Below are 25,619 nucleotides of genomic sequence, written 5' to 3'. Positions count from 1 at the left end.
ACAATTGCGCCACTGCTGCAGAGCCAGACTCAATCATCAATGGCTCGGTGCCCGGGTGCTTCTGCAGCGCGTCGAGCACTGCGTGCAGGTGAGCACACTCATCGGACCCTGCGACACGTCCAGTACCGCTGCCGCCGACGTGGTCAACCCATGACCAGACGGCGCGCCATCCTTGCTCTCGCTCATCCGTATTCGCAGCAGCGGTGCTCACGATGATCATGCCGCGCACACTACGGAGGGGGTCTGACAATTTTGGTGCCGACAAGTCTGCTGCAGCTCGCGATTCCGGACCTAACCTGAGAAGCACCTAGGAGGCGGTGCCGCTTGCCTACCCGTTTTGCCGAGTTCTCGTACCCTTGAAGCAGACAGTGAAGGGTAATAAGGGCAAATTAGGACTTGATCGAGCAGCCATGGACGGAGGCCGCGCGTGGAACTGTCAGCCCGTGTTCTCGATCGTGCAGCTGCAGCGTGCCGTCGGCAATTAGGGTCTCCGGACCTCTGGCCCGACTCCCGGGAGTTCTCGCACAGTCTCGCACTCTGTGTGATCGACGCGGTCCAGGCGACGGCGGGCCACTACCCGACCACCGTTTCCATCACCGAACGTTACTGTGCTTATCGGCGTTCGCAAGGGGTGCACCGGCTCGACGACGGAGTTCGTGCGCTGCTGCGCACATTCGAGGAAGCAGGCACGTCGCACGCCTGGGCCGGAAAGGTCGCCACTTACAAGCGTCGTCACGAAAGCCCCGCGCAGCGGGTGAAAGCGCGGTCAATCGGACGGGCAGCGGATGCGCTGTACTCGCTGCGCGTCGACTCGATCGCCGACTTCACGGCGTTGTATCGGCACGCGGAAACTCGGGGGCTGCTAGTGCGCGCGTGGCGGTCGGTGACCAGCCACGGATTTGCTGCCAACTGGGACTACCTACTGACGCTTACTGGCCTGATTCGCGCTGAATCTGCTTGGTGCCTCGACAATTGCACGCCATTCCTGCGCGAAATTCTGGGCATGCACGACACCGCAGTCGACTCGACCGAGATCTCCGGAGTCCTTGACCAGATCGCGGGGCGGCTTGGCGTCACTAGCCCGGACCTCATCCTCGCCATGCGCCGCTGGTCGGCGGGGCGGCGCACGCTCCTGGAGCCGGTAGTCGCGGCGATAATCGCGCACGACGAGGCACCGATCGCCATCAACTGATGGGAGGGGCGTCCTTCGACTTGCGGGAACCGCGCCGCATACGTATGGGAACAACGAACCACAGGGTGACAAAGAGTAGGCACACGCCAGCGAATGCCACACCGGTTGCGATGGGACCGAAAGTTACCTTCACGATCAATGCGATTACAACCGCGATAGCACCGAAGAGTGCAGCAGCGCCCGCCAGGGCAGCCTTGTTCCCCGCGGATATCAGCTCCGGGCGCAATCCGCGCCCGAAGAGCATACGGTGCCATACCACGGGACCCACGAGGCAGGCCGTCGACACGGCCGTCAGGATCACCGCGATGAGGTGCAGAACCCGCTCGAACGTCGACGCCTGACCAAAACGTTCCGTGAACGCGACCGCGAGCAAGAACCCGAAGAGGATCTGCACTGTTGGTTGCGCGACCCGAAGTTCACCCAGGAGGTCAGTCACGTTTCTGCTGAGCCGCGCGTAGTGCGGCTCAGGTTCTCTCAGTGACCGCCTGTGCTGCCGCGCGGCGAAATCATCGCTCTCCATCGCATTTCGATAGTAATGCCGCACGCCTCTCCGTGGCGGAATACGGGACCTCTTGGCGCCCTGAGCTTTCGTATTCACTGGCCGTTCACCCACCGACCACCCCAGCGGCACCGCCCGTAAGGATCCCGTGCCCATCATCCACGCATGCGCATCGTTCAGCTTGCGAACTTCTACGGCCCACGGTCCGGCGGCTTGCGTACGGCCCTCAACAATTGGGGCGCAGCTTACGCGTCGGCGGGTCACGATGTCACCGTCGTGGTGCCGGGCGCCCAGAACCGCGAGGAGATTCTGCCGAGCGGGGTGCACCGCATCACGCTCGCGTCACTACTGCTGCCTCGTACAGGCGGTTACCGGGTCGCGGATCCAGCAAGGGTGGCAGACGTGCTGCGCGGCGTTCGGCCCGAAGCGATCGAGGTGTCGGACCGGCTAACCCTCCGGGGTTTTGGCCGCTGGGCCCGTCGGCGCGAGATTCCCAGCGTCGTCGTTTCGCACGAGCGCCTCGATCGGCTGCTCGGCCAAATTATGCCTGGCAAAGCCGCGCAGCGACTGGCTGACGTCGCGAACAGCCACATGGCCCGCGAGTACGACAGTGTGGTGTGCACAACCGAATTTGCCGCTGCGGAGTACAGGCGGCTCGACGCCCCTAATGTCCGGCGCATACCTCTGGGCGTGGATCTCGCAAGGTTTCAACCGTCCTTGCGGTGCACGGCGATGCACGGGCGACTCGTTCCCGGAGACGGAGTCCTCCTCGTGCACAGCGGTCGGCTCTCCGTCGAGAAGCACGTGGAACGCAGCATCGACGCTACTCGTGCACTACACGAGAAGGGCCTGAACGTGCGGCTTGTCATTGCCGGCGACGGCCCTCGCAGAGATCGTCTGGAACGCCGTTCCCGCGGCCTGCCGATCACATTCGCGGGTTTTATCGACGACCAGCACAGGCTCGCGCGATTACTTGCGACCGCGGACGTTTCGCTCGCGCCAGGCCCGCACGAGACCTTCTGCCTGTCAGCTCTAGAGTCACTCGCATCGGGCACGCCCGTCGTCGCGTCCCGTTCGTCCGCTTTGCAGGAGATCCTCACTCCTGCATGCGGCGCTGTTGCCGAGGACTGCGATGATGCGTTCGCCGATGCCATCTCCGGTGTGCTCCAACAACCGCGCGCAGCGGCTCGGCGTGCCGCTCGGCACCGAGCCGAGCAGTTCGACTGGGGGACTTCCGCAGCGGGCATGCTTGACGTGTTGACACCCCAGTCGGGGCCCTCCGAGCCCGGTGCGTCGCATCGTTGCGACACAGCAGTGAGCTAGGCGATGATCAGCCGCGATCCCGGAACGACTTGCGGGGGCGCTCGTCGAACCCTCCTGGACGGCCCCGATCGCGGTCGCGACCAGGGGCGGCGGCGGCACCTTCCTCGCGCCGCAGACTGATGCGCACTCCACCGATTCGGGTGCTGCGCAGCGCGTCGAACACTTCGCTAGGCAGGTCGGCCGGGAGTTCCACGAGACTGTAGTCGGACCGAATGTCGATGTAACCGAAATCCTCTCGGTTCAGGCCACCCTCGTTCGCCAGAGCGCCCACGATCGCGCCCGGCGCGACCTTGTTCTTTTTGCCAACGTTGATGCGGTATGTCGCCATACGCCGGTCCCCACTGCGACGCCGACCACCGCCGGGGCGTTCACCGAACTTGCCGGTGGATTTCTCTCGCACGTCGCGGCCCGGCCGCTCCGATCGTGCACGCTCGGGCGGATCTGGCTTGAGAAAGAAGGCTGAACCGTCAGTGGTCTGCACCGCCAGAGCTGCGGCGATGTCCGCCATACACACGTCGTGCTCGCGCTCGTAGCCTTCGATCAGCCGCCGAAACAAAGCCAGATCGGAATTCGAGAGGTTTTCGGTGATTGTGTCTTCGAATCGTGAGACGCGCTGTGCGTTCACATCTTCGACGGTTGGCACTTGAGTCTCCTCAAGTGGCTGACCTGTCGAACGTTCAATGGAGCGCAGCAGACGGCGCTCACGTGGCGTGACGAAAAGAAGCGCTTCACCGCTGCGCCCGGCGCGACCAGTACGGCCGATGCGGTGCACGTAAGAGTCGTTGTCCGTGGGAATATCGAAGTTGACCACGTGGGAGATGCGCTCGACATCCAGACCACGTGCCACGACGTCGGTCGCGACGAGAATATCGATCTTTCCCGCGCGCAGTTCGCCAACAATACGTTCACGGACCGGCTGGGGTATGTCACCGTTCAGCGAGGTCGCCGTGAAACCGCGCGCCCGAAGCTTCTCCGCCAGTTCATCGGTCGCCTGCTTGGTGCGGACGAAGATAAGCATCGCGTCGAAGGGTTCGACTTCAAGGAACCGGGTGAGAGCGTCGAGCTTACGCGCGTGCGAAACGAGCACCCAGCGCTGGTTGATCGTGTCCGAGGTCTTCGTCGTCGACTTGATTGTCACCTCTGCGGGATCCCGCAGGTACGTGCGGGAAAGATCGCGGATGACACGTGGCATCGTCGCGGAGAACAGAGCAGATTGACGATCATCCGGCGCCATGGTGAGGATGCGCTCGACGTCTTCCTGGAAACCCATTTTCAGCATCTCGTCCGCTTCATCCAGGACGAGGAAGCGCAGCTGAGAGATATCCAGGGTGCCGCGGGTCAGATGATCGATCACGCGGCCCGGGGTTCCTACGATGATGTGCGCGCCGCGCCGCAAGCCAGCAAGCTGCACGCCGTAACTCTGGCCACCGTAAATCGGCAGCACGCGGATACCAGGCATGTGCGCTGAATATCGGCCAAATGCCTCTGCCACCTGGATGGCCAGCTCACGAGTCGGGGTAAGAATAAGCGCCTGCGGACGGGCAAGCGTCTCATCGATCTTGGTGAGGATCGGTGTGGCGAACGCGGCGGTCTTGCCGGTGCCAGTCTGCGCGAGGCCTACTACGTCGTGACCCGCAACCAGATGCGGGATCGTCGCCAGCTGAATTGGCGAGGGTGTTTCATATCCGACGCCACTCAGTGCCCGCAGCACTCGGTCGTCGATTCCAAGACCGGCGAACGATGCAGCCTGGTCGGGTTCACTGTTACTCATCAGCTATGTAGTCTAACGCCTCGCGAGACCTGTTTTTACCGTCCGCTCAGTGCGCCGGTGATTTATCGGCGCGTCAATTCCGGGAATCATTCGTGACGGGTGCAACACTCTACCTACAGCGAGCGATACATCACCTGGGAGGGTCTGGAAAAGACAACACGGTTCCAGGCCCGAACAGCGCACCAGCTACCGGGAGGCGTCGTGAACGCATTGGCCGCGCCACAGTCCGCGAAACCAGCGCTCGCGCGCCCCGGCATTGAAGGCGCCGCCGCGTTCGCGGCGCTGGCACGGCAGCACCTCGGCGCACCGTCTAGCTGGTTAGATCGGCACGTCGTGTCCGAGAGCCTCGCACTTTGCGTAATAGAGGCAGCGCAAGCAACGTGCTCAGGGTTCGCCACAGTATGCAGCGTGATCGACCGGTATCAGGAGTATCAGCGGACCAAGGGCGAACCCGGCCCGGACAGTTTGCGGGACCTTCTCGAAACGTTCGATGCTGTCGGCGGTCCCTCAATATGGGCAGGCAAAGTCGGCAACTTCCGGCGTCGCTATACCGGTGACGGCCCGACTGTCTGCGCCGCCGGTATTTTCCACGTCGCCGACAGTTTCTATCGTTTGGGGGTCAGCACTACGACGGACCTGGCGGCGACGGCCGTTCGTCCAGCATGGCGCAGCAAAGTCAGGGACGCGTGGCGCTGCGGTCTCGGAGACCCTAGTGAACGTTCGTGGCACCACCTGCTCGCGCTCACTTGCCCGACTGATCCGGCACTTGAGCGCGCGGCGGCGCAGACGCTACTCACGCACGCCGCAGTTTCGGTGCCTGTAGATTTCGACAGCACCGCGGCACTGCTCGGTGTTCGCGCCGGAACGCTGAGGTTCGCGATTATCCGCTGGTACTTGTGCGATGCCGCCGCCGGAATCAAGGAGCCCGCGCCGCGACTTTCCGCTATCTGAGTGCTATAGCCCCCGGCACTTCGTGCCTCCCGTCCCGACTGTGATAATTACTTTGAAGGACGGTGAGCGTGATGACATACACCAATCGACGCCAGGCAGGTGCTGTCCTCGCCCGTGAGTTGGGCGAATTAGCGGAAAAGTCCCCGGTCGTGCTGGGGCTTCCCCGCGGTGGTGTCCCCGTCGCCGCGGCGGTCGCAGAAGAACTGCACGCGGATCTGGATGTCATCGTCGTCCGAAAACTCGGCGTCCCCTTTCATCGTGAACTCGCGATGGGAGCGGTCGGCGAGGACGGCGTTGAAGTCCTCAACGATGAAGTGATCTCCTCGCTTAAGGTCACCAGCGAAGATATCGCGCTGACCGAGCAGCGTGAATTGCAGGAACTCGCACGCCGCTCGGCGCGTTTCCGGCAAGGCGCAGCGCGGATCCCCCTCGAAGGAAGGGATGCCATCATCGTCGATGATGGCATCGCCACCGGCGCGACCGCAGCGGCGGCATGCGAAGTCGCACGGGCACACGGGGCGCGCAAAGTCGTGCTCGCCGCTCCGGTGGCAGCAAGCCAGGCGATCCGGCGGTTGCGTGACCACGCCGACAGCATCGTGTGCCCCCAGATCACCCCTGACCTGGGCGCTGTCGGGCTCTGGTATGAGGACTTCAGGCAAGTCCAGGATTCTGAAGTCGTCGAGATTCTGCACGCCCATCGATAACCGTGCACTCATCGCCGTGATCGCCCCTTTCGTCAGGTAGCGTATGGCCATCGATCAAGCCACATCCACAGCAGGCAACATGAGTGAGCAGTTCAGTGCGTGGCCTGGGCCTTTTGGCGCAGCCAGACGTGCAGAGCGGGCAGCCGCACCGGTGCCCGCGATCAGAGACACCAACGACGTTGTGGTCGGCCTCGCCCTTGGCGGTGGTGCAGCACTAGGCGCCGCGCATGTCGGTGTACTGACTGCCCTGGAAGAAGCTGGCATCAAGATCGGTGTGGTCGTCGGTACTAGTGCCGGTGCCCTCATCGGCGCGGGATACGCCGCCGGATTGTCGGTTCGCTTGCTCGACAAAATTATCCGCAGTGCTGAGTGGCGAGATTTCGGGCGCTTGACGGTGCCGCGCAAACTCGGGGTGCTCGACCCCGCATCCCTCGCCGGCACCATCGAGCGGTTCGCCGGTGACCGCGATATTGAAGCGCTGCCGCGCCGATTCGCCGCGGTCGCTACCGACTTGCGCACTCTGGCGCCCACGCTCCTCGATTCGGGACCCCTTCCGACAGCACTGCTTGCCACAATCGCAGTGCCGGGCCTATTCCCTCCAGTGAGGGTTGCCGATGCGCTCCTCATCGACGGGGCCTTCAGCTCGAACGTTCCTACGTGGGGAGCGCGCCTGCTAGGCGCCGACCGGGTGATAACCGTGCGTTTGACCCCGGAACGGACAATGCGGCCTATGGCGCTGCTGCGGCAGGCGATGGGTGGCTTCGACGACGAGACGCCTGACATCTTGATCACACCGGACACAACGAAGCACTCCCGCTGGTCGGCCAGTGGAGTGCCCGCACTCATCGAGGCCGGCCGGGAAGCGACCGAGGCCGCACTCGCGGACATCGATGAACTGCTCCTCAAGCCGCAGACCCGCGAGAGGACGCACACCACACCGATCTGATGCGGGGCACGCTCTGCACGCGGTACAAAGTAGGGGTGCAAGGCAGAGACAGCAATGATGGCCGCCATCCCCTGGACGGCGTGGAGTTCGCTCAGCAGGACGGCATGGGTGAGAAACCCGGGTTCACCGCACGAATCGTGATGCGGATGCTAGATCGGGGCGTGCACATTCCAGGGCCGGCGATCGCAAGCTTCGTTCACAGCCTTCGCGAGCGACACCCTGGAGAGACCCCGGCTCAGATCGTTAATCGCATCGACACCTTCTACCTCAACACCGTTACGGCCAGCGGCGCAGCCGTGGGTGCAACTGCGGCTGTCCCCGGCGTCGGGACGGTCGCCGCGCTTGCTGCGGCTGGCGGTGAAACCGCCGTTTTCGTCGCGGCGGGCGCATTTTATACCCTGGCGCTCGCCGAGGTGTATGGTTTGCCACTCGACGACGTCGAGCGTCGGCGGGCGCTCGTCATGAGCATTGCCCTTGGCAGCTCCGGGTCGGTACTCGCCGAGAAGACCGCGTTTCGCAAAGGCAAGAGCTGGGCAGATTCGGTCGCAAACTATATTCCGGCTCCTTCCATCGGCAAACTGAACGCGGCACTTGCGCGGCGGATGCTGCTGCGCATGGCTCAGACGCGCGGGTTCATGACGCTCGGCCGCGTTGTTCCGTTTGGCATCGGCGCCGCGATCGGGGCCGCCAGCAACCGCACCCTCGGCAAGGCGATGGTCGTCAACGCGCATCGCGCATTCGGCCTTCCGCCACGGCGCTGGCTCACGGCCGTGCCCCAGACAATCGACAGCCCTCAAGTCCTGCCAGCCGCAGCGCCGCGATTCACCGAAACAGATTCCTGACCGGCCGTTGACGATTCAGGTCCCGGTGTATTCAGCCTTCCCGGGCCCGTCAGTGAGGAAACTCCGGACTGCGGCCTTCAGGTCATTTGTTCCGAAAAGTTCGCCAGAGATGTCAGGGGTCATTGCATCTGCGTGCTGGACTCCCCCGGACCGCCAGGCCGCGACAATTCGTTTCGTTGCGCGGTGCGCCTGTGTGGGGCCATCGGCGAGGCGTCGAGCGAGCTCATGTGCATGCTCCGTCGAATTCTCGGTGACGACATTCACCACTCCCCATTGGTGCAGGACGTCAGCGGAATAGAGATCTGCAGTCATGACGAGTTCCCTCGCCCGCCCTGAACCAGCACGCTCAGCGAGACGCTGTGGGCCACCCATGGACGGCGTGAGACCGACAACCGTTTCTACGAGGCCGAATTTCGCGCCCGGCGATGCAACAATCAGGTCGCACGCCAGCGCAATCTCGAATGCAGCGGTGAGAGTTAACCCATGCGCGGCGAAAACCACTGGACATGGCATTTCCTCGATCGGGTGGATAATGCCGCTGAACAGTTCTTCCCACAATTCCGAGCCAGCCGCCTCATCGAGGCCGTCAAACACGCTAACGTCGACGCCACCAGATACGACCTTACCTGCAGCTTTGATCAGTACCGCGCGGGGCGGATCAGCTCGCAGCGCCTCAAGGTGGTCGATCAACTGCTCGAACACTGCACGACTGAAGAGGTTAAGCGGCGGGTTGTCGATCGTGATCTCAGCAACCCGGGCGCCCCGCGCCGTGTGATCTGTTTCCGCGCGGACAACGGCAACCTGCTTGGCCTTGTTGTGTTTCCGCTTCTGGTCTGCTCGGTCGCGACGTTCATCTTCCACACGAGAAGCGTGCCACGCGGCCGTGTCTCGTGCGAGCCGTCTGAGCGTAACCCCACCAGCATGTCGCCGGCGTGGCGCTAGATTTTCGGCCTTCCCACCGGTGTTGCCGCGAGACAGTGCCGATCACGGTAGCGTCCTATGCGACACCGAATCCGGCGGCAGCCCCGTGCACGGAGGAATAATGCAGCGCACTCTCTACGGCCCCGATCACCACGCCTTTCGTGAGTCAGCCCGGGAGTTCGTCAACAGGTATGTGCAGCCGCGCAGTGAGGAACTGATAGAGAACAAGGCGCTCCCCCGCGATATCTGGCGAGAAGCAGGAAGAGCGGGTCTGCTCGGCCTCGAGATTCCCGAGACCTATGGCGGTAGCGAGGCCGGTGACTTCCGGTTCAACGCCGTGTTCGCCGAGGAACTTGCCCGGCATAGCGCGGCATTGGCGTCGTGTTTCGGCATTCATACCGATATCTGTGCGCCATATCTGGTTGAACTTACGACTGAGGCGCAGAAGCAGCGCTGGCTGCCCGGTTTCTGTACTGGCGAGATCGTCACCGCAATTGGTATGACCGAACCGTCCGGCGGATCGGATCTCGCCGCGCTGAAAACGACCGGGGTCCGCGACGGTGACGATTGGGTGATCAACGGCTCCAAGACCTTCATCACCAACGGATACAGTGCCGATTTGGTGCTTGTCGCCGCTCGCACTGATCCAGAGAGAAAAGCGCGCGGAATTACGCTCTTCGGTGTGGAAGCGGGCACTCCCGGCTTTGAGCGCGGACGCAAACTCGACAAAGTCGGCCAGCCTGAGTCAGATACGGCGGAGCTCTTTTTCGATAACGTCCGCGTGCCGTCAGACAACATCATCGGCGAACTGAATAACGGATTCATTCACATGATGCAGATGCTGCCGCAAGAACGCCTAAGCGCAAGCGTCGCGAGCACCGCGCATGCCGTAGCCATTTTCGAAGAGACGCTCGAGTACACCAAGGAGCGCAAAGCTTTCGGGCAGCCAATCGGCAGATTCCAGCACAACAAGTTTCTGCTCGCCGAGATGCTCACAAGACTCGAAGTCACCCAGTCCTTCATCGATACATGCGTGGATGCACATACACGGCGCGACTTGACGCCAATCGATGCAGCGAAAGCAAAATGGTGGTCGGCTGCGATCCAGAACGAAATCCTCGATCATTGCGTACAACTGTTCGGGGGCTACGGCTACATGCGTGAGTACCGGGTGGCGCGCGCATGGATGGATGCTCGCGTCACGCGGATCTGGGCGGGCACTGACGAAATCATGAAGGAACTCATCGGCCGGGATCTTGGGCTTTAAGGACGATTCGATGGACGCCGCTACCGAACACGCCGCCTCGATTCTCAAGGTCGCCTGGGCACGGTCTTTGGGCCTCGGTGATCAGGATTTGTCGGCGGAACGCACTCACGTCGCGATTCCCGAGATCGCGAAGGAACTCACGTTCCTCAACCTTTTTGGGTCATGTGTCTTCCTTGGACCAGAGTGGGCTGTCGCACGAGCTGCCAAGCTGTCCAACGAGCAACTTGGAAGTGAACGTGGACTGCTGGAGGTAGCGAAGGATCGATCCGCCCATCGCGCGCGGGCCGAGACCATCCTGTTCACACCGGACTATCTGCCCCCACCTTCGATGCATCCCAGCCAGGCTCCACTCATCTCCCGTGAGCGTGAGATGGTGGCGCGGCTCGAGCGATCATGCCCCCCGGATGACGTCGCCGCAGCTGGGCTGCTCGAGCAAACGCACTGGTTCACCCTCTTAGAAGAATCGATGGAGCCAGTCGCCTGCGCGGCATACCGCGAGTGGCAAGGTTTTGTCGCGAACATGACCGCTCTGACGGTGGCAGACGCACGACGACAGGGATACGCGAAAACGGTCGCACTGATCGCCACCAACGTCGCTCTGGACGAGGGTCTTGTACCGCAGTGGCGGGCGCACCGTACGAACACGAGTGCGTGGCACCTCGCGCAGGCACTCGGATTTCAGCGCATCGGTGTCCTCGCAACCGTGTCGTTCACGTGAACGCATCGCGATGACCGCGCTGCGGTCCGGCCGCGCCGCCAGGAATCGTGGAGGCGCGGCCGCGCAGCGTGTCCTCATCGACACGGATTGCGGCGTGGACGATGCAGTGGCAGCCGCGATTCTCCTCAGCAATCCGGCTACCGCGGTTGCGGGAATCGGGACGACGGACGGCAACTGCAGCGCCAGTCAGGCGGCAATTAACGTGACACGCCTGCTCGCATGTGCGGGGTGCGCCGACACGCCGCTGTCGGTGGGCACTCCGTCGCTCCCGCTTCGGACGGTTTCGCCGCATGGTTCTGACGGGTTCGGTGACGTGTACGACCGCAGCATTTCGCCGCGAGCTACCACAGAAAGCCCATCCCAGCGGATCGTTCGGTCCGGTCGTGAGCGTCCCGGGGAGCTTGTCCTGCTCGCCTTAGGTCCGCTTACCAATCTTGCGGCCGCGCTCGATCTCGATGCCAACGCACTGCGGCGTTTTCGCCGCGTCGTGATCTGCGGCGGTATGGGGTTTCGAGACGAAGCTGCTGTTGTGCGTCAGCGATACCCCGAGTACCTCGTCAAAGGAGACACGAACACCGCACTCAACCCGGATGCGACCGAACGCGTAGTGCAGGCGCCGGGCACGTTCACATGGATTGGCATGAATGTGACCGGCCTGTTCCGGTTCAGGGTCGATCGAGTCTGCGCCGAGCCCCCGCGCGACCCGCTAGCGGCCCTTTTGCGTGAAATTCACGGCAAGTACATCGCGCACTGCACGTCTTACTACCGCGCGACAGAGCCGATATTCACCTCCCACGACGGCGTGGCCGCCACGCTTGTAGCGAACCCCTCACTCATCCGGTCTCAGCAGCCAGGCGTCCCGGCGGTGGAGTCACTGCGCTCGGTGAGTAGTTCCCGCCCCGAGCTGTGGGCTCAACACTCCACTGCCCCAGGGTATCCCAAAACCTCCCAGCACCACTTCGTGACAGCAGTCAACGAACGCAAGGTGGCGGACTGCATCGCGGCGGCTTTTCGCGGTGTGCGCGGCGGCCCGCGTACAGTAGACAGTTAGTTGACCCATCAAGCACCGGGAGTGGGATGAGTGAGAACGACCGACTCGGAAGCTACGTCGAGAGCGGTAAGGAATTCACCCGCGATATGCGGTATATCGCTACCCGCATCACGCGGGATGGCCGGGACGGTTACCCCGTAGCGGCCGGCCGTTATCGCCTCGTAGCTGCACGCGCCTGCCCCTGGGCAAATCGCGCCATCATAGTGCGGCGTTTACTCGGTCTGGAGGACGCACTCTCGCTTGGGCTCTGCGGTCCCGTGCATGACGCCCGCAGCTGGACTTTCGATCTCGATCCCGGTGGAGTCGACCCTGTGCTGGGCATCAAGCGTTTGCAGCAGGCTTATTTCGCGCGCTTTCCCGATTATGAGCGCGGGATCACTGTGCCAGCAATCGTGGAGATATCTTCCGGGAAGGTCGTCACCAACGACTTCCCGCAGATGACACTCGACTTTTCCGGTGAATGGTCAGAGTTGCATCGTACTGGCGCTCCCGATCTCTATCCGAGTCAGCACCGCGACGAGATCGACGAGGTGATGGAACTCGTGTTCCGGGACGTCAACAATGGCGTCTACCGGTGCGGGTTTGCGGGCAGCCAGGAAGCGTACGAGGCAGCGTACGACCGGCTGTTCAGTCGCCTCGATTGGCTAAGCGACCGGCTGGAGCGACAGCGCTACCTCGTTGGCGAAACGATCACTGAGGCCGATGTGCGCCTGTTCACCACCCTCATCCGTTTCGATGCGGTTTACCACGGCCATTTCAAGTGCAACGAGCGAAAGCTGACGGAGTATCCGGTGCTCTGGGCGTACACAAAGGATCTGTTCCAGACACCGGGTTTCGGGGACACTATCGATTTCGGTCAGATCAAGGACCACTACTACATCGTCCACACGGACATCAATCCCACCCGGATCGTTCCCAAGGGACCGAGTATCGCTGGGCTACTTGGCTCGCACCACCGTGCGGAACTCGGTGGCCGGCCGTTCGGTGACGGCACCGCGCCGCCACCGGTCCGGGCGAGTGAAGCGCCGTCCCCACTCCGCTGAACCTCCGATAGCGAGCACGTCAACCGCAATTACTGATTGTCAGACCGCGCGAGTACCGTCACGCACAATGCCAAACCACAGGACTCTGCCCGTAACGCAGGGATGGCTGCGGCGCCTTATAGCGCAATGCCTGCAGCATCGCCTGCTGGTCGCTGGTGCGCTTGGCGCAACGTTTCTCGCGGTGGGCATTGAGGTTGCGGTGCCGTTGGTGACGAAACAAGTCGTCGATGCGGCTATGGAGGCAAACACGGGCGTGGTGGGGGTTGCTGCGATCGCGCTGGTCGCGATGGCGGTGGTCCGGTTCGGTGGCCAGTTCGTGCGCCGGATGCTGGCGGGCCGGCTGTCACTCGACGTTCAGCACGACTTGCGCCTCGAACTGTTGTCGGCGCTGCAGCGCCTCGACGGAAAGCGCCAGGACGAAATCAGCACCGGGCAGGTGGTTTCGCGTTCGATCAGTGACCTCCAGCAAGTGCAAGGGCTGCTCGCGATGGCTCCGCTCGCAGCAGGAGCAGCGCTACAGCTAGTTCTGTCGCTCGGCGCGATGGCGTACCTATCGGTACCGCTCACGTTCTTCGTGTTAGCCGTCGCGCCCGCGATCTGGCTGACCGTCCGCCATTACCGGCAGCGGCTGTATGCGTCCACCTGGTCGGCTCAGCAGCGTGCCGCCGACGTCGCACAGCATGTCGAAGAGACTGTGACCGGTGTTCGGGTGGTCAAGGGATTCGGCCAGGAGTCGCGTATGGTCGACACATTGCGTGGACTGGCGCGCACACTCTATGGCGAACGGATGCGGTCGGCACGGATCAACGCCCGCTTCACACCCACCATGACCGCTATCCCCCAGCTCGGACTGGTGCTCGTCATTGCAGCTGGCAGCCTATTTGCGCTTCGCGGAACAATCACAATAGGAACGTTCCTGGCCTTCGCCGCATATCTCACCGCAATGACCGGGATCGCGCGTCTACTTTCAGGTCTGATAGTCACGGCGCAGCTGTCCCATGCCGCTGTCGAGCGAGTATTCGATGTCATCGACACAGAACCACACGTCAGCGAACCGCGGCATCCACAACCGCTGCCGACAGGGTCGCTCGGCATCGAATTCCGTCACGTGCGCTTTGGGTTTGACCCTGATACACCTGTGCTGTCCGGCCTATCACTGCGAGTGGAACCGGGCGAGTGCGTAGCTCTCGTTGGCCGCCCCGGCAGCGGGAAATCTACACTGGCTCAGCTCATCCCGCGTTTCTATGCTCCCGACGACGGTACTGTGACCGTTTTCGGCAGTGGTCACCGCGTGAACGTCGGGGACGTGCACCCAGCGGAGTTACGTCAAAGCATCGCCGTCGCATTTGACGAGCCGTTCCTGTTTTCCGACACGATCGCGGCGAACATCGCGCTCGGTGATCCGGATGCGACCGCCTCTGACATTCGAGAGGCAGCTAACTGCGCACAGGCATTCGAGTTCATCGATGAGCTTGGCGAGGGGTTCGGCACCAGGGTCGGTGAGCGGGGCCTCACTCTGTCTGGCGGTCAGCGCCAGCGCATCGCTCTTGCGCGCGCACTCTTCGCGCGTCCTCGCATCCTTGTGCTTGACGACGCGACCTCAGCGGTCGACGCTATGACAGAATCTCGAATTCTCGCCGCGCTGCGCGGCCAGACCACTCCACGGCCGACCATCATCACGATCGCGCACCGCAGGTCTTCGCTGCGACTAGCCGACCGGATCGCGGTTCTCGATAACGGCCGAATCGTGGATGTCGGCACCGAAACCGAACTGCTCGAAAGATGCGCGCTCTTCCGTGAACTCATGGCGACGGATATGGATGAGCACCATGCTCGGGCCAGTAGTCGCGCCGCGACTCCCGCGCACTCAATCGAGGCAGCCGCCCCCGGCATGGACTCCTTGTGGAGTCGGGTACCTCCCCAGGCCGCTCCGCCCGATGGTGACCGCCCGGAATTGCGTGCCGCACTGCGCGCGTTGCCCGCAGTGCGGGACGCACCACCTGAAGGGCGGGTCATTCCCGCGACGTCCACGAGTTTCCGCCTCGCAGAGACGCTGCGCCCCGTCCGATATCTGCTGGCTGCGGCGATCGCATTGCTCGCAATCGACGCGGCCACCACCATGCTGCTCCCTACGGCAGCACGCATCGCGATCGACAGCGGGGTTCTCGATGACCGCGCCGGGATGATCATGTGGGCAGTCATCGCGGGAATCGGCCTTGTGGTGGCAGGATGGGCAGCGGCCTGGGGTATGACACTGCTGACCGCACGCGCAGGCGAACGCATTCTTTTCAACTTGCGTGTGCGCAGTTTTGCACACTTGCAGCGCCTTGGGATGGACTACTACGAACGGGAACGCTCTGGACGCATCCTCACCCGGATGACGACCGATATTGACGCGCTATCGACCTTTTTGCAAACCGGCCTCGCGACGGCGGTAGTGAGCGTGCTGATGCTCGTCGGCGTGTCCACCGCACTGCTTGTGACAGGCGTCGCGCTCGCGGGAATCGCGCTCGTCGTCCTGCCCATATTGATTGCTGCCACAGTGGTATTCAGGCGGGTATCGAGCGCAGCATATACGCAGGCACGCGAACGAATTTCGACAGTGAATGCAGACTTCCACGAGAATGTCGCCGGCTTGCGGACCTCTCAGGCGTACAACCGCGAGGCACACGCGGCCGAACGGTTCGCCCGCAGCGCTGATCAGTACCGCAGAAGCAGGATGCGCGCCCAGCGGGCAATAGCGCTGTACTTCCCGGGCATCGCACTGCTCAGTGACCTTGCCCTCGCAATCGTTCTGTTTGCAGGCGCACATCGCATTGCCGACGGGACGACATCGCCGGGGGTTCTGGTCGCGTTTGTGCTGTACCTCGGACTGCTTTTCACACCCATCCAGCAGCTGTCACAGGTGTTCGACGGCTACCAGCAGGCCCGCGTCGGTCTTCGCAGGATCGCGGACCTGCTGCGCACCCCCGAATCCCTGCATTCGCGCGCACCAGACGCGCTCCTACCGGTCGGGGAACGAACACAGGGTGCGTTCGAGTTCGACGCAGTCTGCTTCAGCTACCCGGGCACGGCCGCGGAAACACCGGCACGTGCGGCGGCGGTGCTAGGCGACGTCGACATCACGCTGCCGCCAGGGAGCACGACGGCACTCGTTGGCCCGACCGGCGCCGGGAAATCCACGATTGTGAAGTTGCTTGCGCGGTTCTACGACCCAGTCTCCGGTGCGGTTCGGGCCAGCGGCGTCGACATCCGGGATTTCGCCCTAAGCGAATACCGGACCAAGCTCGGAATTGTTCCGCAGGAACCGCACCTTTTTACTGGTGATGTCGCAAGTAATATCGCGTTCGCGCGACCGGGCGCGCCACCCGAAGCCATTGAACAAGCTGCCGCCGAAGTGGGAGCTCTAGAAATGGTCGCTCGGCTGCCGCACGGGATGCATGAGCCTGTCGGTGAAGGAGGGCGCGGCCTGTCTTCGGGAGAGCGGCAGCTCATTGCGCTCGCCCGGGCCGCGCTCGCCGCTCCGGATCTGATGCTGCTCGATGAAGCAACCGCGTCACTCGATCCGGCGACCGAGAACCTCGTTCTGCGCGCGAGCGAACGGCTCTTATCATCGCGCACGTCGGTAGTGGTGGCGCACCGCCTTGAAACCGCCGCGCGCGCGGACCGCATACTAGTAGTTGACTCGGGAGCAATCATCGAAGCTGGCACCCACGAGGAACTGCGCGAGCGTGGCGGGATCTACGCGAATCTGTGGGAATCCTCCCAATCGCCCTCCGCAAGCCTCACCGTCAGACGAGAATGCGATCGGGGAGTCGGTAACCAATCCGTAGCAGTGAGGGACTAACGTGCCAAACAGGTACACACTCCGGCGAGGGACTAGCCTCTATGTGGGAGGCGCTAAGTCGGCGATCAAGAGGGAAACGAGGCGAGAACGGCCGTGACCAGCAGTTCACTTTCACAGTTCGGACAGAACGAGTGGTTGGTCGAAGAGATGTACCAGCGATACAAGGACGACCCTTCGTCCGTGGATCCAGCCTGGCACGACATCCTCAAAGACTACAAGCCCGGCGACACCGCTTCTAACAGTTCTGCCACGCAAAAGACGGCCACCGCCACCAGCACCGCGCCGACCAAGAGCAAAGCCGCGCCAACCAAGCCTGCGGCGAAACCAGAGGCATCGAAACCAGAGGCTAGCAAGCCTGCGGCGCGCACGGCGCCTGCGAAGTCCGCCCAGCCCGCTGCCGGGGAGTCAGCCGAGGGATCGAAGGTGCTTCGCGGTGTGGCCGCCACAGTGGCCCGTAACATGAACACCTCCCTGACGATCCCCACGGCCACGAGCGTTCGCGCGGTACCCGCGAAGGCCATGATCGACAATCGCCAAGTCATCAACAACCACCTGGCTCGGACCCGCGGCGGCAAAATTTCGTTCACGCATCTACTCGGCTACGCCATCGTGGAAGCGATCAAGAGCTACCCGAATATGAACCGCCACTACGCGGAAGTTGACGGGAAGCCAAACCTCGTAACTCCGCCGCACACCAACCTCGGCCTGGCGATCGACCTTCCGGGCAAAGATGGCAGCCGGACTCTCGTGGTCGCAGCGATCAAAAAGTGCGAGACCATGAATTTCCTGCAGTTCTGGCACGCGTACGAAGACCTCGTCCGCCGTGCGCGGGACGGCAAACTTACTGCTGAAGACTTCCAGGGCGTCACTATCTCGCTGACTAACCCCGGAACAATCGGAACGGTTCACTCAGTTCCTCGCCTCATGCAGGGCCAAGGCGCGATCATCGGTGCCGGCGCAATGGAATACCCCGCGGAGTTTCAGGGCGCTAGCGAAGAGAAGATCGCGGACCTCGGTGTGGGCAAACTAATGACCCTCACGTCGACTTACGATCACCGGATCATCCAGGGGGCGGAGTCAGGCGAGTTCCTGCGGAAGATCCACACCCTGATCCTCTCCGACGAGTTCTACGACGAGATCTTCACTGCACTCGGCATCCCGTATGAGCCGATTCGCTGGAGCCGTGACATTCCGCCCGGCGCGATCGACAAGAACACACGGGTCCTTCAGCTCATCGCCGCTTACCGGCATCGCGGCCATCTCATGGCCGACACCGACCCGCTGCGGTACAACGTTGAGACGCTGGCTAGCCACCCCGACCTGAACGTGAAGACGCACGGGCTCACGCTGTGGGATCTCGACCGCGAGTTCACGGTCGGCGGGTTTGCCGGCCGTGAACGAATGAAACTGCGCGACATCCTTGGTGTGCTCCGCGACTCGTATTGCCGGAAGATCGGCGTCGAATACATGCACATCCTCGAACCCGAGCAGCTTCAGTGGCTGCAAGAGCGGGTTGAGGTCAAGCATCAGAAGCCGCCAGTGGCGGAACAGAAGTACATCCTGTCGAAGCTCAACGCGGCAGAGGCTTTCGAAACGTTCCTCCAGACGAAATACGTTGGCCAGAAACGCTTCTCACTCGAAGGCGCTGAATCAGTCATTCCGATGATGGACGCCGTCATTGACCGCGCTGCCGAGCACAGCTTGGACGAGGTCGTTGTCGGCATGCCGCACCGCGGCCGTCTCAATGTCCTCGCGAACATCGTCGGCAAACCGTACTCCCAGATCTTCACGGAGTTCGAGGGCAACATGAACCCGGCGCAGGCGCACGGTTCCGGCGACGTGAAATACCATCTCGGTGCGTCTGGCACGTATATCCAGATGTTCGGCGACAACGACATCACCGTGTCGCTCACCGCGAACCCGTCGCATCTCGAAGCGGTGAACCCAGTATTGGAGGGGCTCGTCCGCGCCAAGCAGGACATGCTCGACAAGGGTGACAGCGGTTTTACCGTGGTGCCACTGCTGCTGCACGGGGACGCTGCGTTCGCTGGTCAGGGTGTCGTCGCTGAAACGCTGAACCTCGCGATGCTCCGCGGCTATCGGACCGGCGGTACGGTGCACATCGTCGTCAACAACCAGGTCGGCTTCACAACACGTCCCGAACACTCACGTTCGAGTGAGTACTGCACGGACGTCGCGAAGATGATCGGTGCTCCGATCTTCCACGTCAACGGTGATGACCCCGAAGCGTGCGTGTGGGTTGCGCAACTGGCAGTCGACTTCCGGCAGAAGTTCAACAAAGACGTCGTTATCGACCTCATCTGCTACCGCCGCCGCGGTCACAATGAGGGCGACGACCCGTCGATGACACAGCCGCGCATGTACGACTTGATCGACACCAAGCGCAGCGTTCGCAAGACTTACACGGAGGCCCTCATCGGCCGTGGCGATATCTCGCTTAAAGAAGCTGAAGACGCGTTGCGCGACTATCAGGGACAGCTCGAACGTGTCTTTAACGAGGTCAGGGAACTGGAGAAGTACCCGCCCGCGCCGAGCCCAACCATCGAAGAAGACCAGGTGCTCCCCACCAACGTGCAGACTTCGGTCGACATCGATGTGGTTCACAAAATCGGTGATCTGCACGTCACGATGCCTGAGGGCTTTACGCCGCATCCGCGCGTCAAACCGGTGTTCGAGCGACGCTATGAGATGACGCGGAACGGTAGCATCGACTGGGCCTTTGGTGAACTCATCGCCTTTGGCTCCTTGGTGGAAGAAGGCCGGACCGTGCGCTTGGCCGGTCAGGACTCACGCCGCGGTACGTTCACCCAGCGCCACTCAGTGATCATCGACCGCAAGACCGAGGCTGAGTACTGCCCGATCGCTGCTCTCGCCGAGGACAATGGCGGAAAGTTCATGGTTTATGACTCGGCGCTCACCGAGTTTGCGGGCCTGGGTTTCGAGTACGGCTACTCCGTCGGTGACCCCCATGCGCTCGTCCTATGGGAGGCTCAGTTCGGCGATTTCGTCAACGGTGCCCAAACCATCATCGACGAGTTCATTTCGTCGGGCGAGGCGAAATGGGGTCAGCTGTCGAATGTCGTCATGCTGCTCCCCCACGGCCACGAAGGCCAGGGCCCGGACCACACATCGGGACGCATCGAGCGGTGGCTGCAACTTTGCGCCGAAGGTTCGATGACGGTCGCGGTCCCATCAACGCCAGCGAACTACTTCCACCTGCTTCGCCGGCATGCGAAGGGCGGCATGCATCGGCCGCTCGTGGTCTTCACACCCAAGTCCATGCTCCGCAACAAGGCTGCCGTCAGCCCCGTTGATGACTTCACGACTGGGAAGTTCCGCAGCGTGCTGGACGACCCGACGCTCGTTGGCACCTCTGACGAGCGGCGTTCGAAGGTCACGAAGATCCTGCTGTGCAGCGGCAAGCTGTACTACGAACTTGCTGCGAAGCAGAAGAAGGACGATCGGGAAGACGTTGCAGTTGTCCGTATCGAGCAGCTATACCCGGTTCCGCGACACCGCCTCCGCGAAGCAATCGCGAACTATCCCAACGTGAAGGAATTCCGCTGGGTCCAGGAAGAGCCTGCTAACCAGGGTGCATGGCCATTCTTCGGGCTGAACCTGCCTGAAGTATTGCCAGACGTGTTCCCCAAGCTGCGGCGCGTGTCGCGACGCTCAATGTCGGCACCTTCTTCTGGTTCGAGCAAGGTGCACGCTGTAGAGCAGCAGCAACTCCTTGACGAGGCATTCGAGTAACTGGCTGCAGTACGACCGAAACAGACGCACGGGCAACGCCGGTGCGTCTGTTTCGCTTTTCGCGCGTGGAAGCCGGGCCGGTTCAGCCCGCGTCGGGCAACTCGGACTCCAGCGAGCCGGTGAATCCGGGGAAAAACTGTTCGAGTACCTCACTACTGCCCAGCATGGGAGCGAGCACGACGCCGGGCAGAGCGCCCGTGAGCAGTTCGAGAATCTCCTCGCGCTCTACGGACTGCTCGTGAAGCCAGCGAATCACTGTCTCCTCAACCAGCGCGATCCAGCCGCGCACCGCAAAATCCAGGAGTGGACTGTGTTCAATGCCGAGAGAGGGCATGATGCCGAGAATCAGCCGAACGATCTTGCTGCGTGACGCGTCGACTGCGCCCGCCATACCGGGGACGTCGCTGAGCCCGCCACGCAACATCGAAATGTACAGATGGGGCGCGCGCTCAACGAAGTCGATGTACCGGTCCAAGGATGCGCGAAGCGTTTCTACGGGTGTCAGCGACAGATCCGGCTGGACCGCAGCAACGAGCTGCTCCCCGGCGTTGCGCACGAGCGCGGCCTGAAACTCGAGCTTCGAACCAAAATAGTGAAACAGCAGGCCTTTTGACACACCCGCCTCTTCGGCGATGTCTTCGACCGAGACCTCTTCGATGGGCTTGCGAGAGAGCAGCTCCATACCTAGCTCAATGAGCTGAGCGCGCCGTTGCTCGGGCGAGAGTCGGGTACGTTTTGAACCGGCCATAGGTGCCATTGTAGTTATTGACCGCAATTCAGCAACCCTATTGACTCATACTCAGTAGCGGGTTATCGTCGTTGTCATGACAGTGAGGTCTGAAAAATCGGGTACAAAAACTGCGGCGCGCCACGTCGACGTTGCCGTGATCGGCAGTGGGTTCTCCGGACTCGGCGCCGCCATCAAGCTGAAGGAACTCGGCACCCACTCCTATATCGTTCTTGAGCGCGGCGCTGAGGTCGGCGGCACCTGGCGTGACAACACCTATCCTGGTGCTGCCTGTGACGTTCCGTCGCAGCTGTACTCGTATTCCTTCGCGCCCGGTGACTGGTCGCGATCTTTCTCCCGTCAGCCGGAGATCCAGGCGTACCTGCGCAACGTCGCGCAGGAGGCCGGGGTGCTCGACAACCACCTTTTTAACTGCGAGGTCAATGAAGCTCGCTGGGATGAAGCTGCCGCACAGTGGGTGGTCGAGACCTCCCAGGGCCGGGTGACCGCACGCTTCCTCATCTCCGGTGTCGGTGCACTCTGCGAACCCGCACTGCCCGACATCCCCGGTATCGAGTCGTTTAGCGGTGAAATGTTCCACTCAGCGCGGTGGGATCATTCGGCCGACCTCAAGGGCAAACGCGTCGCCGTGATCGGAACTGGCGCGTCAGCGATCCAGATTGTCCCCGCTATTGCCCCTGACGTTGCTCATCTGGACGTATATCAGCGCACCGCCCCATGGGTGCTCCCCCGCTTCGACCGCCCGTACTTCGGCATTGAGCGCTGGGCCCTTCGCCATGTTCCAGGCTTGCAGCGGCTCGCCCGTGCCGGAATCTACGCAGCCCGCGAAACTCAGGTGGTTGGTCTCGCGAAGGCACCCAAACTGATGGCCGGCCTCCAAGCACTCGCGCAGGGCATGATTTACGCGCAGATTCGCAATCCAGAGCTGCGCGCAAAGGTCACTCCTGACTTCCGCATCGGCTGCAAGCGCATGCTGATCTCGAACGCCTACTACCCGGCCCTTGATCGTGAGAATGTGGACCTCGTAACCGACCGGATCGCGGAGGTTCGCGAAAACTCGGTCGTCACAGCTGACGGTACTGAGCGCGAAATCGATGCTCTCATCATCGCGACGGGCTTCCACGTTACGGATTCGCCCATGTTCGCGGGCATCTTCGGACGTGACGGCCGTTCCCTCGCTGCCGTTTTCGAGGAGAACGGGATGCAGGGGTACAAGGGCACCACGGTGGCGGGTTTCCCCAATCTCTTCTTCCTTGTCGGGCCGAACACTGGCCTCGGCCACACTTCGATGGTTTTCATGATCGAATCGCAACTCAACTACGTTGTCGACGCGCTCAAGACGATCAAGCGTGACAACATCGCGACATTCGAGGTCAGCCCGGAGGCACAAGCCAGCTACAACGCCTCCCTGCAGGAGCAGCTGAAGCCCACAGTGTGGATGACGGGCGGCTGCGCGAGCTGGTACCTCGACAAGCACGGTAACAACACAACGTTGTGGCCTGGCTTCACATTCTCCTTCCGTTCCATGCTCAAGAACTTCGACGCCGAGAACTACGGCATCACCGTCATGGCGGACACCCCCGAAACACGCACTCCCGCACAGGCCGAACCCGCCACTGCGGCTACCGGAAAGAAAGCGAGCCGATGAGCAAGTTCGAAGGCAAAGTTGCCGTCATCACTGGCGCAGGTTCGGGCATTGGGCGCGCGCTTGCCCTCCAGCTTGCCCGCGAAGGCGCCAAGCTGGCGATCTCGGACGTGAACATCATCGGGCTTGACGAGACAGCCGCGGCGGCAAGAGCCCTTGGGGCCGAGGTGCACACTGCGACACTCAATGTCGCCGAGCGCGAAGCAGTCCTCACCTACGCGGACGACGTCGCACGGCATTTCGGAACAGTCAACATGATTTTTAACAACGCTGGTATCGCCTACACCGGCGACGTTGAGGTCAGCGAGTTCAAAGACATCGAGCGCATCATGGACGTCGACTTCTGGGGTGTCGTCAACGGAACGAAGGCGTTTCTCCCGCATCTCATCGCGTCAGGCGATGGCCATGTCGTCAACATTTCGAGCTTGTTCGGACTCGTCGCGATTCCTTCGCAGTCCGCGTACAACTCTGCGAAGTTCGCCGTGCGCGGCTTCACCGAAGCGCTTCGCATGGAGATGATCACGAACGGGCATCCGGTGAAGGTGACGTGTGTGCACCCTGGTGGCATCAAAACCGCGATCGCCAGAACTGCAACCGCTGCCGAGGGCACCGATGCGGCGTCGCTGGGTGAGTTCTTCGACAAGCGGCTCGCGCGGACCAGCCCAGAGGCGGCGGCACGCCGCATCCTCACCGATGTGCGCCGCAACCGGGCACGCTGCCTTATCGGACTCGACGCACGCGCGCTGGACCTGTTTCAGCGCATCACCGGCTCAGGTTATCAACGATTCTTCGCCGCGACCGCGGGGAGGATCATGAAGCAGGCCGGCCAGGCAAGCAAGGTCTCGTAAGCAGCACTGAAAAACGTGGAGCGCTTACCTCGCAATGAGGTAAGCGCTCCACGTTTTTCGCGTATCTAGGCTACGCCGTCCTGCTTTGCGGCACGTGCGACTGCCTCCGCGACCGCGGGGGCGACGCGCGGGTCCAGCGGGCTCGGCACGATCTTCTGCGGGGAAAGCTCATCACCGACCACTGAGAGGATCGCTTCGGCCGCCGCGATTTTCATACTCTCGGTGATGCGGCGCGCTCCCACATCCAGCGCGCCTCGGAAAACACCGGGAAACGCGAGGACGTTGTTGATCTGGTTTGGATAGTCGCTGCGCCCTGTAGCGACCACTGCCGCGTGTCTCGCGGCCGCCTCGGGGTGAATCTCTGGATCGGGGTTAGAAAGCGCGAACACGATCGAGTTCGGCGCCATCGTTGCGATCAGTGCCTCCGGGACCTTGCCTGCAGACACGCCCAGGAAAACATCTGCACCGTCGAGGGCCTCCGCAATGCCACCGGTGCGGCGCGCCGGGTTCGTGCGCGCGGCGAGATCAGCCTTAACGCCGTTCAGATCAGCACGGCCTGGCTCCACGATGCCCTTTGAATCGAGCACGATGACGTCATCGATGCCTGCAGCGAGAAGGATGTTCGCGCAGGCCACCCCGGCTGCGCCGGCCCCGGCGATCACCACTCGCATGGGCGCGAGTTCCCGGCCCAGCGCGCGTGCAGCCCCGTTGAGCGCAGCCAGGACCACAATCGCCGTTCCGTGCTGATCATCGTGCATTACTGGGCAGTCGAGCGCCTCGATCACGCGCTGTTCGATGTCAAAGCACCGTGGTGCGGAAATGTCCTCGAGGTTGACAGCGCCGAACGAGGGGCGCAATCGCACGAGGGTCTCGACGATCTCGTCGGGGTCTTTGGTGTCGAGCACAATCGGGATAGAGTCCAGCCCGGCGAACGACTTGAAGAGTGCCGCTTTGCCTTCCATCACGGGCAGTGACGCCCGCGGACCGATGTCGCCCAAGCCTAGTACCGCGCTTCCGTCACTGACGACGGCCACCAGACGGCTCGTCCAGGTGTAGCGCGCGGCTAGCGTCTCGTCAGCCGCGATCGCGCGGGAAACTTGCGCAACACCCGGCGTGTACGCGATGGAAAGCGCGCGCTGACTGTCGAGCGGCGCGGTAATCTCTACTGAAAGTTTGCCCCCCTCATGGCTTTCAAAAATCTCCTCTTCGGTGATGGGGCCCGACCCAGCCTGGGCTCCAGCATCACCACCGCGGGGGCGGTCCGAAACGGTGGACACGTCAGCTACTCCTGCACAATCACGACCGCTGCAGCCGCAGGGCTGGGTGCGGTCTCTCAAATCCGAAGCCGGGCGCACCGGCCTTCGGCAAACTGCGATCATCTGACACTACCCGCGTTGCCAGTTGGGCGTGCACGGTCCTGGCAGACCCGTTGGTGACGTGTCAGGCTGCGGCGCAGAACGAAAGATCTAGACCGGTAACGCTGGTTATGAGACTCGCCGCTAAAGGGATCAACCCCGGCGCCATCACAC

At 62.4% G+C, this 25,619-nt stretch carries 19 protein-coding genes; 14 read left to right on the top strand and 5 right to left on the bottom strand.

The genetic code is table 11. From position 1 onward, the window contains the following. Positions 1 to 427 precede the first annotated feature (427 nt). Positions 428 to 1,192 carry a hypothetical protein gene (locus ONR57_RS17735; RefSeq protein ID WP_265124848.1) on the top strand — a complete coding sequence of 255 codons (765 nt, stop codon included), beginning with the start codon at positions 428 to 430 and terminating at the stop codon, positions 1,190 to 1,192. Here the strand turns inward: ONR57_RS17735 and ONR57_RS17730 are convergent. After that, positions 1,185 to 1,712, bottom strand: a complete 528-nt coding sequence (locus ONR57_RS17730) for a DUF6328 family protein (protein WP_265124847.1) — start codon at positions 1,710 to 1,712, stop codon at positions 1,185 to 1,187. The two genes, ONR57_RS17735 and ONR57_RS17730, sit on opposite strands and share 8 nt — an antisense overlap. A gap of 144 nt (positions 1,713 to 1,856) precedes the next feature. On the opposite strand from ONR57_RS17730, the gene ONR57_RS17725 reads away from it, so the two are divergent. After that, a complete protein-coding gene (locus ONR57_RS17725) occupies positions 1,857 to 3,014 on the top strand; it encodes a glycosyltransferase (protein ID WP_265124846.1) in 1,158 nt (385 codons plus the stop codon). A gap of 7 nt (positions 3,015 to 3,021) precedes the next feature. Here ONR57_RS17725 and ONR57_RS17720 read toward each other — a convergent pair whose 3' ends face one another. Then, positions 3,022 to 4,785 carry a DEAD/DEAH box helicase gene (locus tag ONR57_RS17720; RefSeq protein ID WP_265124845.1) on the bottom strand — a complete coding sequence of 588 codons (1,764 nt, stop codon included), beginning with the start codon at positions 4,783 to 4,785 and terminating at the stop codon, positions 3,022 to 3,024. Between the two features lie 201 nt (positions 4,786 to 4,986). On the opposite strand from ONR57_RS17720, the gene ONR57_RS17715 reads away from it, so the two are divergent. The 4 genes from ONR57_RS17715 to ONR57_RS17700 all read left to right on the top strand — a co-directional run bounded on the left by ONR57_RS17715 (position 4,987) and on the right by ONR57_RS17700 (position 8,228). Beyond that, positions 4,987 to 5,736: a hypothetical protein gene (locus ONR57_RS17715; RefSeq protein WP_265124844.1), complete on the top strand. Its 750-nt coding sequence runs from the start codon at positions 4,987 to 4,989 to the stop codon at positions 5,734 to 5,736. Positions 5,737 to 5,807: 71 nt separating this feature from the next. After that, positions 5,808 to 6,440: a phosphoribosyltransferase gene (locus ONR57_RS17710; RefSeq protein ID WP_265124843.1), complete on the top strand. Its 633-nt coding sequence runs from the start codon at positions 5,808 to 5,810 to the stop codon at positions 6,438 to 6,440. A 43-nt stretch (positions 6,441 to 6,483) separates the two neighbouring features. After that, positions 6,484 to 7,386, top strand: coding sequence for a patatin-like phospholipase family protein (locus ONR57_RS17705; RefSeq protein WP_265124842.1), 903 nt, complete (start codon positions 6,484 to 6,486; stop codon positions 7,384 to 7,386). A gap of 35 nt (positions 7,387 to 7,421) precedes the next feature. Then, complete coding sequence (locus ONR57_RS17700; protein ID WP_265124841.1) at positions 7,422 to 8,228, top strand: hypothetical protein; 807 nt, start codon at positions 7,422 to 7,424, stop codon at positions 8,226 to 8,228. 15 nt (positions 8,229 to 8,243) lie between these two features. Here the strand turns inward: ONR57_RS17700 and ONR57_RS17695 are convergent, their stop codons facing one another. Continuing rightward, positions 8,244 to 9,089, bottom strand: coding sequence for an enoyl-CoA hydratase/isomerase family protein (locus tag ONR57_RS17695; protein WP_265124840.1), 846 nt, complete (start codon positions 9,087 to 9,089; stop codon positions 8,244 to 8,246). Between the two features lie 181 nt (positions 9,090 to 9,270). Here ONR57_RS17695 and ONR57_RS17690 point away from each other — a divergent pair, with 181 nt between their 5' ends. The 6 genes from ONR57_RS17690 to ONR57_RS17665 all read left to right on the top strand — a co-directional run bounded on the left by ONR57_RS17690 (position 9,271) and on the right by ONR57_RS17665 (position 20,849). Further along, positions 9,271 to 10,416 (top strand): acyl-CoA dehydrogenase family protein, encoded by a 1,146-nt coding sequence (locus ONR57_RS17690; protein ID WP_265124839.1) that lies wholly within the window; start codon positions 9,271 to 9,273, stop codon positions 10,414 to 10,416. A gap of 10 nt (positions 10,417 to 10,426) precedes the next feature. After that, positions 10,427 to 11,134 (top strand): GNAT family N-acetyltransferase, encoded by a 708-nt coding sequence (locus ONR57_RS17685; RefSeq protein WP_265124838.1) that lies wholly within the window; start codon positions 10,427 to 10,429, stop codon positions 11,132 to 11,134. A 10-nt stretch (positions 11,135 to 11,144) separates the two neighbouring features. Further along, positions 11,145 to 12,185 carry a nucleoside hydrolase gene (locus ONR57_RS17680; protein WP_265124837.1) on the top strand — a complete coding sequence of 347 codons (1,041 nt, stop codon included), beginning with the start codon at positions 11,145 to 11,147 and terminating at the stop codon, positions 12,183 to 12,185. Positions 12,186 to 12,211: 26 nt separating this feature from the next. After that, positions 12,212 to 13,228, top strand: coding sequence for a glutathione S-transferase family protein (locus ONR57_RS17675; protein WP_265124836.1), 1,017 nt, complete (start codon positions 12,212 to 12,214; stop codon positions 13,226 to 13,228). Positions 13,229 to 13,295: 67 nt separating this feature from the next. Then, entirely contained in the window at positions 13,296 to 17,075 is a 3,780-nt protein-coding gene (locus ONR57_RS17670; protein WP_265124835.1) for an ABC transporter ATP-binding protein, read from the top strand. Positions 17,076 to 17,168: 93 nt separating this feature from the next. Next, entirely contained in the window at positions 17,169 to 20,849 is a 3,681-nt protein-coding gene (locus ONR57_RS17665; RefSeq protein WP_265124834.1) for a multifunctional oxoglutarate decarboxylase/oxoglutarate dehydrogenase thiamine pyrophosphate-binding subunit/dihydrolipoyllysine-residue succinyltransferase subunit, read from the top strand. A gap of 82 nt (positions 20,850 to 20,931) precedes the next feature. Here the strand turns inward: ONR57_RS17665 and ONR57_RS17660 are convergent, their stop codons facing one another. Beyond that, on the bottom strand, positions 20,932 to 21,597 hold the full coding sequence (locus ONR57_RS17660) for a TetR/AcrR family transcriptional regulator (protein ID WP_265124833.1): 666 nt from the start codon (positions 21,595 to 21,597) through the stop codon (positions 20,932 to 20,934). Between the two features lie 76 nt (positions 21,598 to 21,673). Between ONR57_RS17660 and ONR57_RS17655 the strand changes: the two genes are divergently transcribed. Both ONR57_RS17655 and ONR57_RS17650 read left to right on the top strand, forming a co-directional pair. Next, entirely contained in the window at positions 21,674 to 23,245 is a 1,572-nt protein-coding gene (locus ONR57_RS17655) for an NAD(P)/FAD-dependent oxidoreductase (RefSeq protein WP_265124832.1), read from the top strand. Next, positions 23,242 to 24,090, top strand: a complete 849-nt coding sequence (locus tag ONR57_RS17650) for an SDR family oxidoreductase (protein ID WP_265124831.1) — start codon at positions 23,242 to 23,244, stop codon at positions 24,088 to 24,090. The genes ONR57_RS17655 and ONR57_RS17650 overlap by 4 nt, the downstream gene beginning before the upstream one ends. Positions 24,091 to 24,155: 65 nt before the next feature. Here ONR57_RS17650 and ONR57_RS17645 read toward each other — a convergent pair whose 3' ends face one another. Further along, a complete protein-coding gene (locus tag ONR57_RS17645; RefSeq protein ID WP_265124898.1) occupies positions 24,156 to 25,304 on the bottom strand; it encodes an NADP-dependent malic enzyme in 1,149 nt (382 codons plus the stop codon). Between the last annotated feature and the right edge of the window lie 315 nt (positions 25,305 to 25,619).

Origin of the sequence: Hoyosella sp. YIM 151337, from assembly GCF_026041215.1 — a bacterium.
In the GTDB taxonomy this organism is placed as follows: Bacteria; Actinomycetota; Actinomycetes; order Mycobacteriales; family Mycobacteriaceae; genus Hoyosella.
This window is presented reverse-complemented; position numbering and strand designations above follow the sequence as displayed.

Coding starts and splice junctions, on each gene's coding strand:
- ONR57_RS17730 (WP_265124847.1), bottom strand. CDS start 1,712: ATGGAGAGCGATGATTTCGCCGCGCGGCAGCACAGGCGGTCACTGAGA.
- ONR57_RS17725 (WP_265124846.1), top strand. CDS start 1,857: ATGCGCATCGTTCAGCTTGCGAACTTCTACGGCCCACGGTCCGGCGGC.
- ONR57_RS17720 (WP_265124845.1), bottom strand. CDS start 4,785: ATGAGTAACAGTGAACCCGACCAGGCTGCATCGTTCGCCGGTCTTGGA.
- ONR57_RS17710 (WP_265124843.1), top strand. CDS start 5,808: ATGACATACACCAATCGACGCCAGGCAGGTGCTGTCCTCGCCCGTGAG.
- ONR57_RS17705 (WP_265124842.1), top strand. CDS start 6,484: ATGGCCATCGATCAAGCCACATCCACAGCAGGCAACATGAGTGAGCAG.
- ONR57_RS17690 (WP_265124839.1), top strand. CDS start 9,271: ATGCAGCGCACTCTCTACGGCCCCGATCACCACGCCTTTCGTGAGTCA.
- ONR57_RS17685 (WP_265124838.1), top strand. CDS start 10,427: ATGGACGCCGCTACCGAACACGCCGCCTCGATTCTCAAGGTCGCCTGG.
- ONR57_RS17680 (WP_265124837.1), top strand. CDS start 11,145: ATGACCGCGCTGCGGTCCGGCCGCGCCGCCAGGAATCGTGGAGGCGCG.
- ONR57_RS17675 (WP_265124836.1), top strand. CDS start 12,212: ATGAGTGAGAACGACCGACTCGGAAGCTACGTCGAGAGCGGTAAGGAA.
- ONR57_RS17670 (WP_265124835.1), top strand. CDS start 13,296: ATGCCAAACCACAGGACTCTGCCCGTAACGCAGGGATGGCTGCGGCGC.
- ONR57_RS17660 (WP_265124833.1), bottom strand. CDS start 21,597: ATGGCCGGTTCAAAACGTACCCGACTCTCGCCCGAGCAACGGCGCGCT.
- ONR57_RS17655 (WP_265124832.1), top strand. CDS start 21,674: ATGACAGTGAGGTCTGAAAAATCGGGTACAAAAACTGCGGCGCGCCAC.
- ONR57_RS17650 (WP_265124831.1), top strand. CDS start 23,242: ATGAGCAAGTTCGAAGGCAAAGTTGCCGTCATCACTGGCGCAGGTTCG.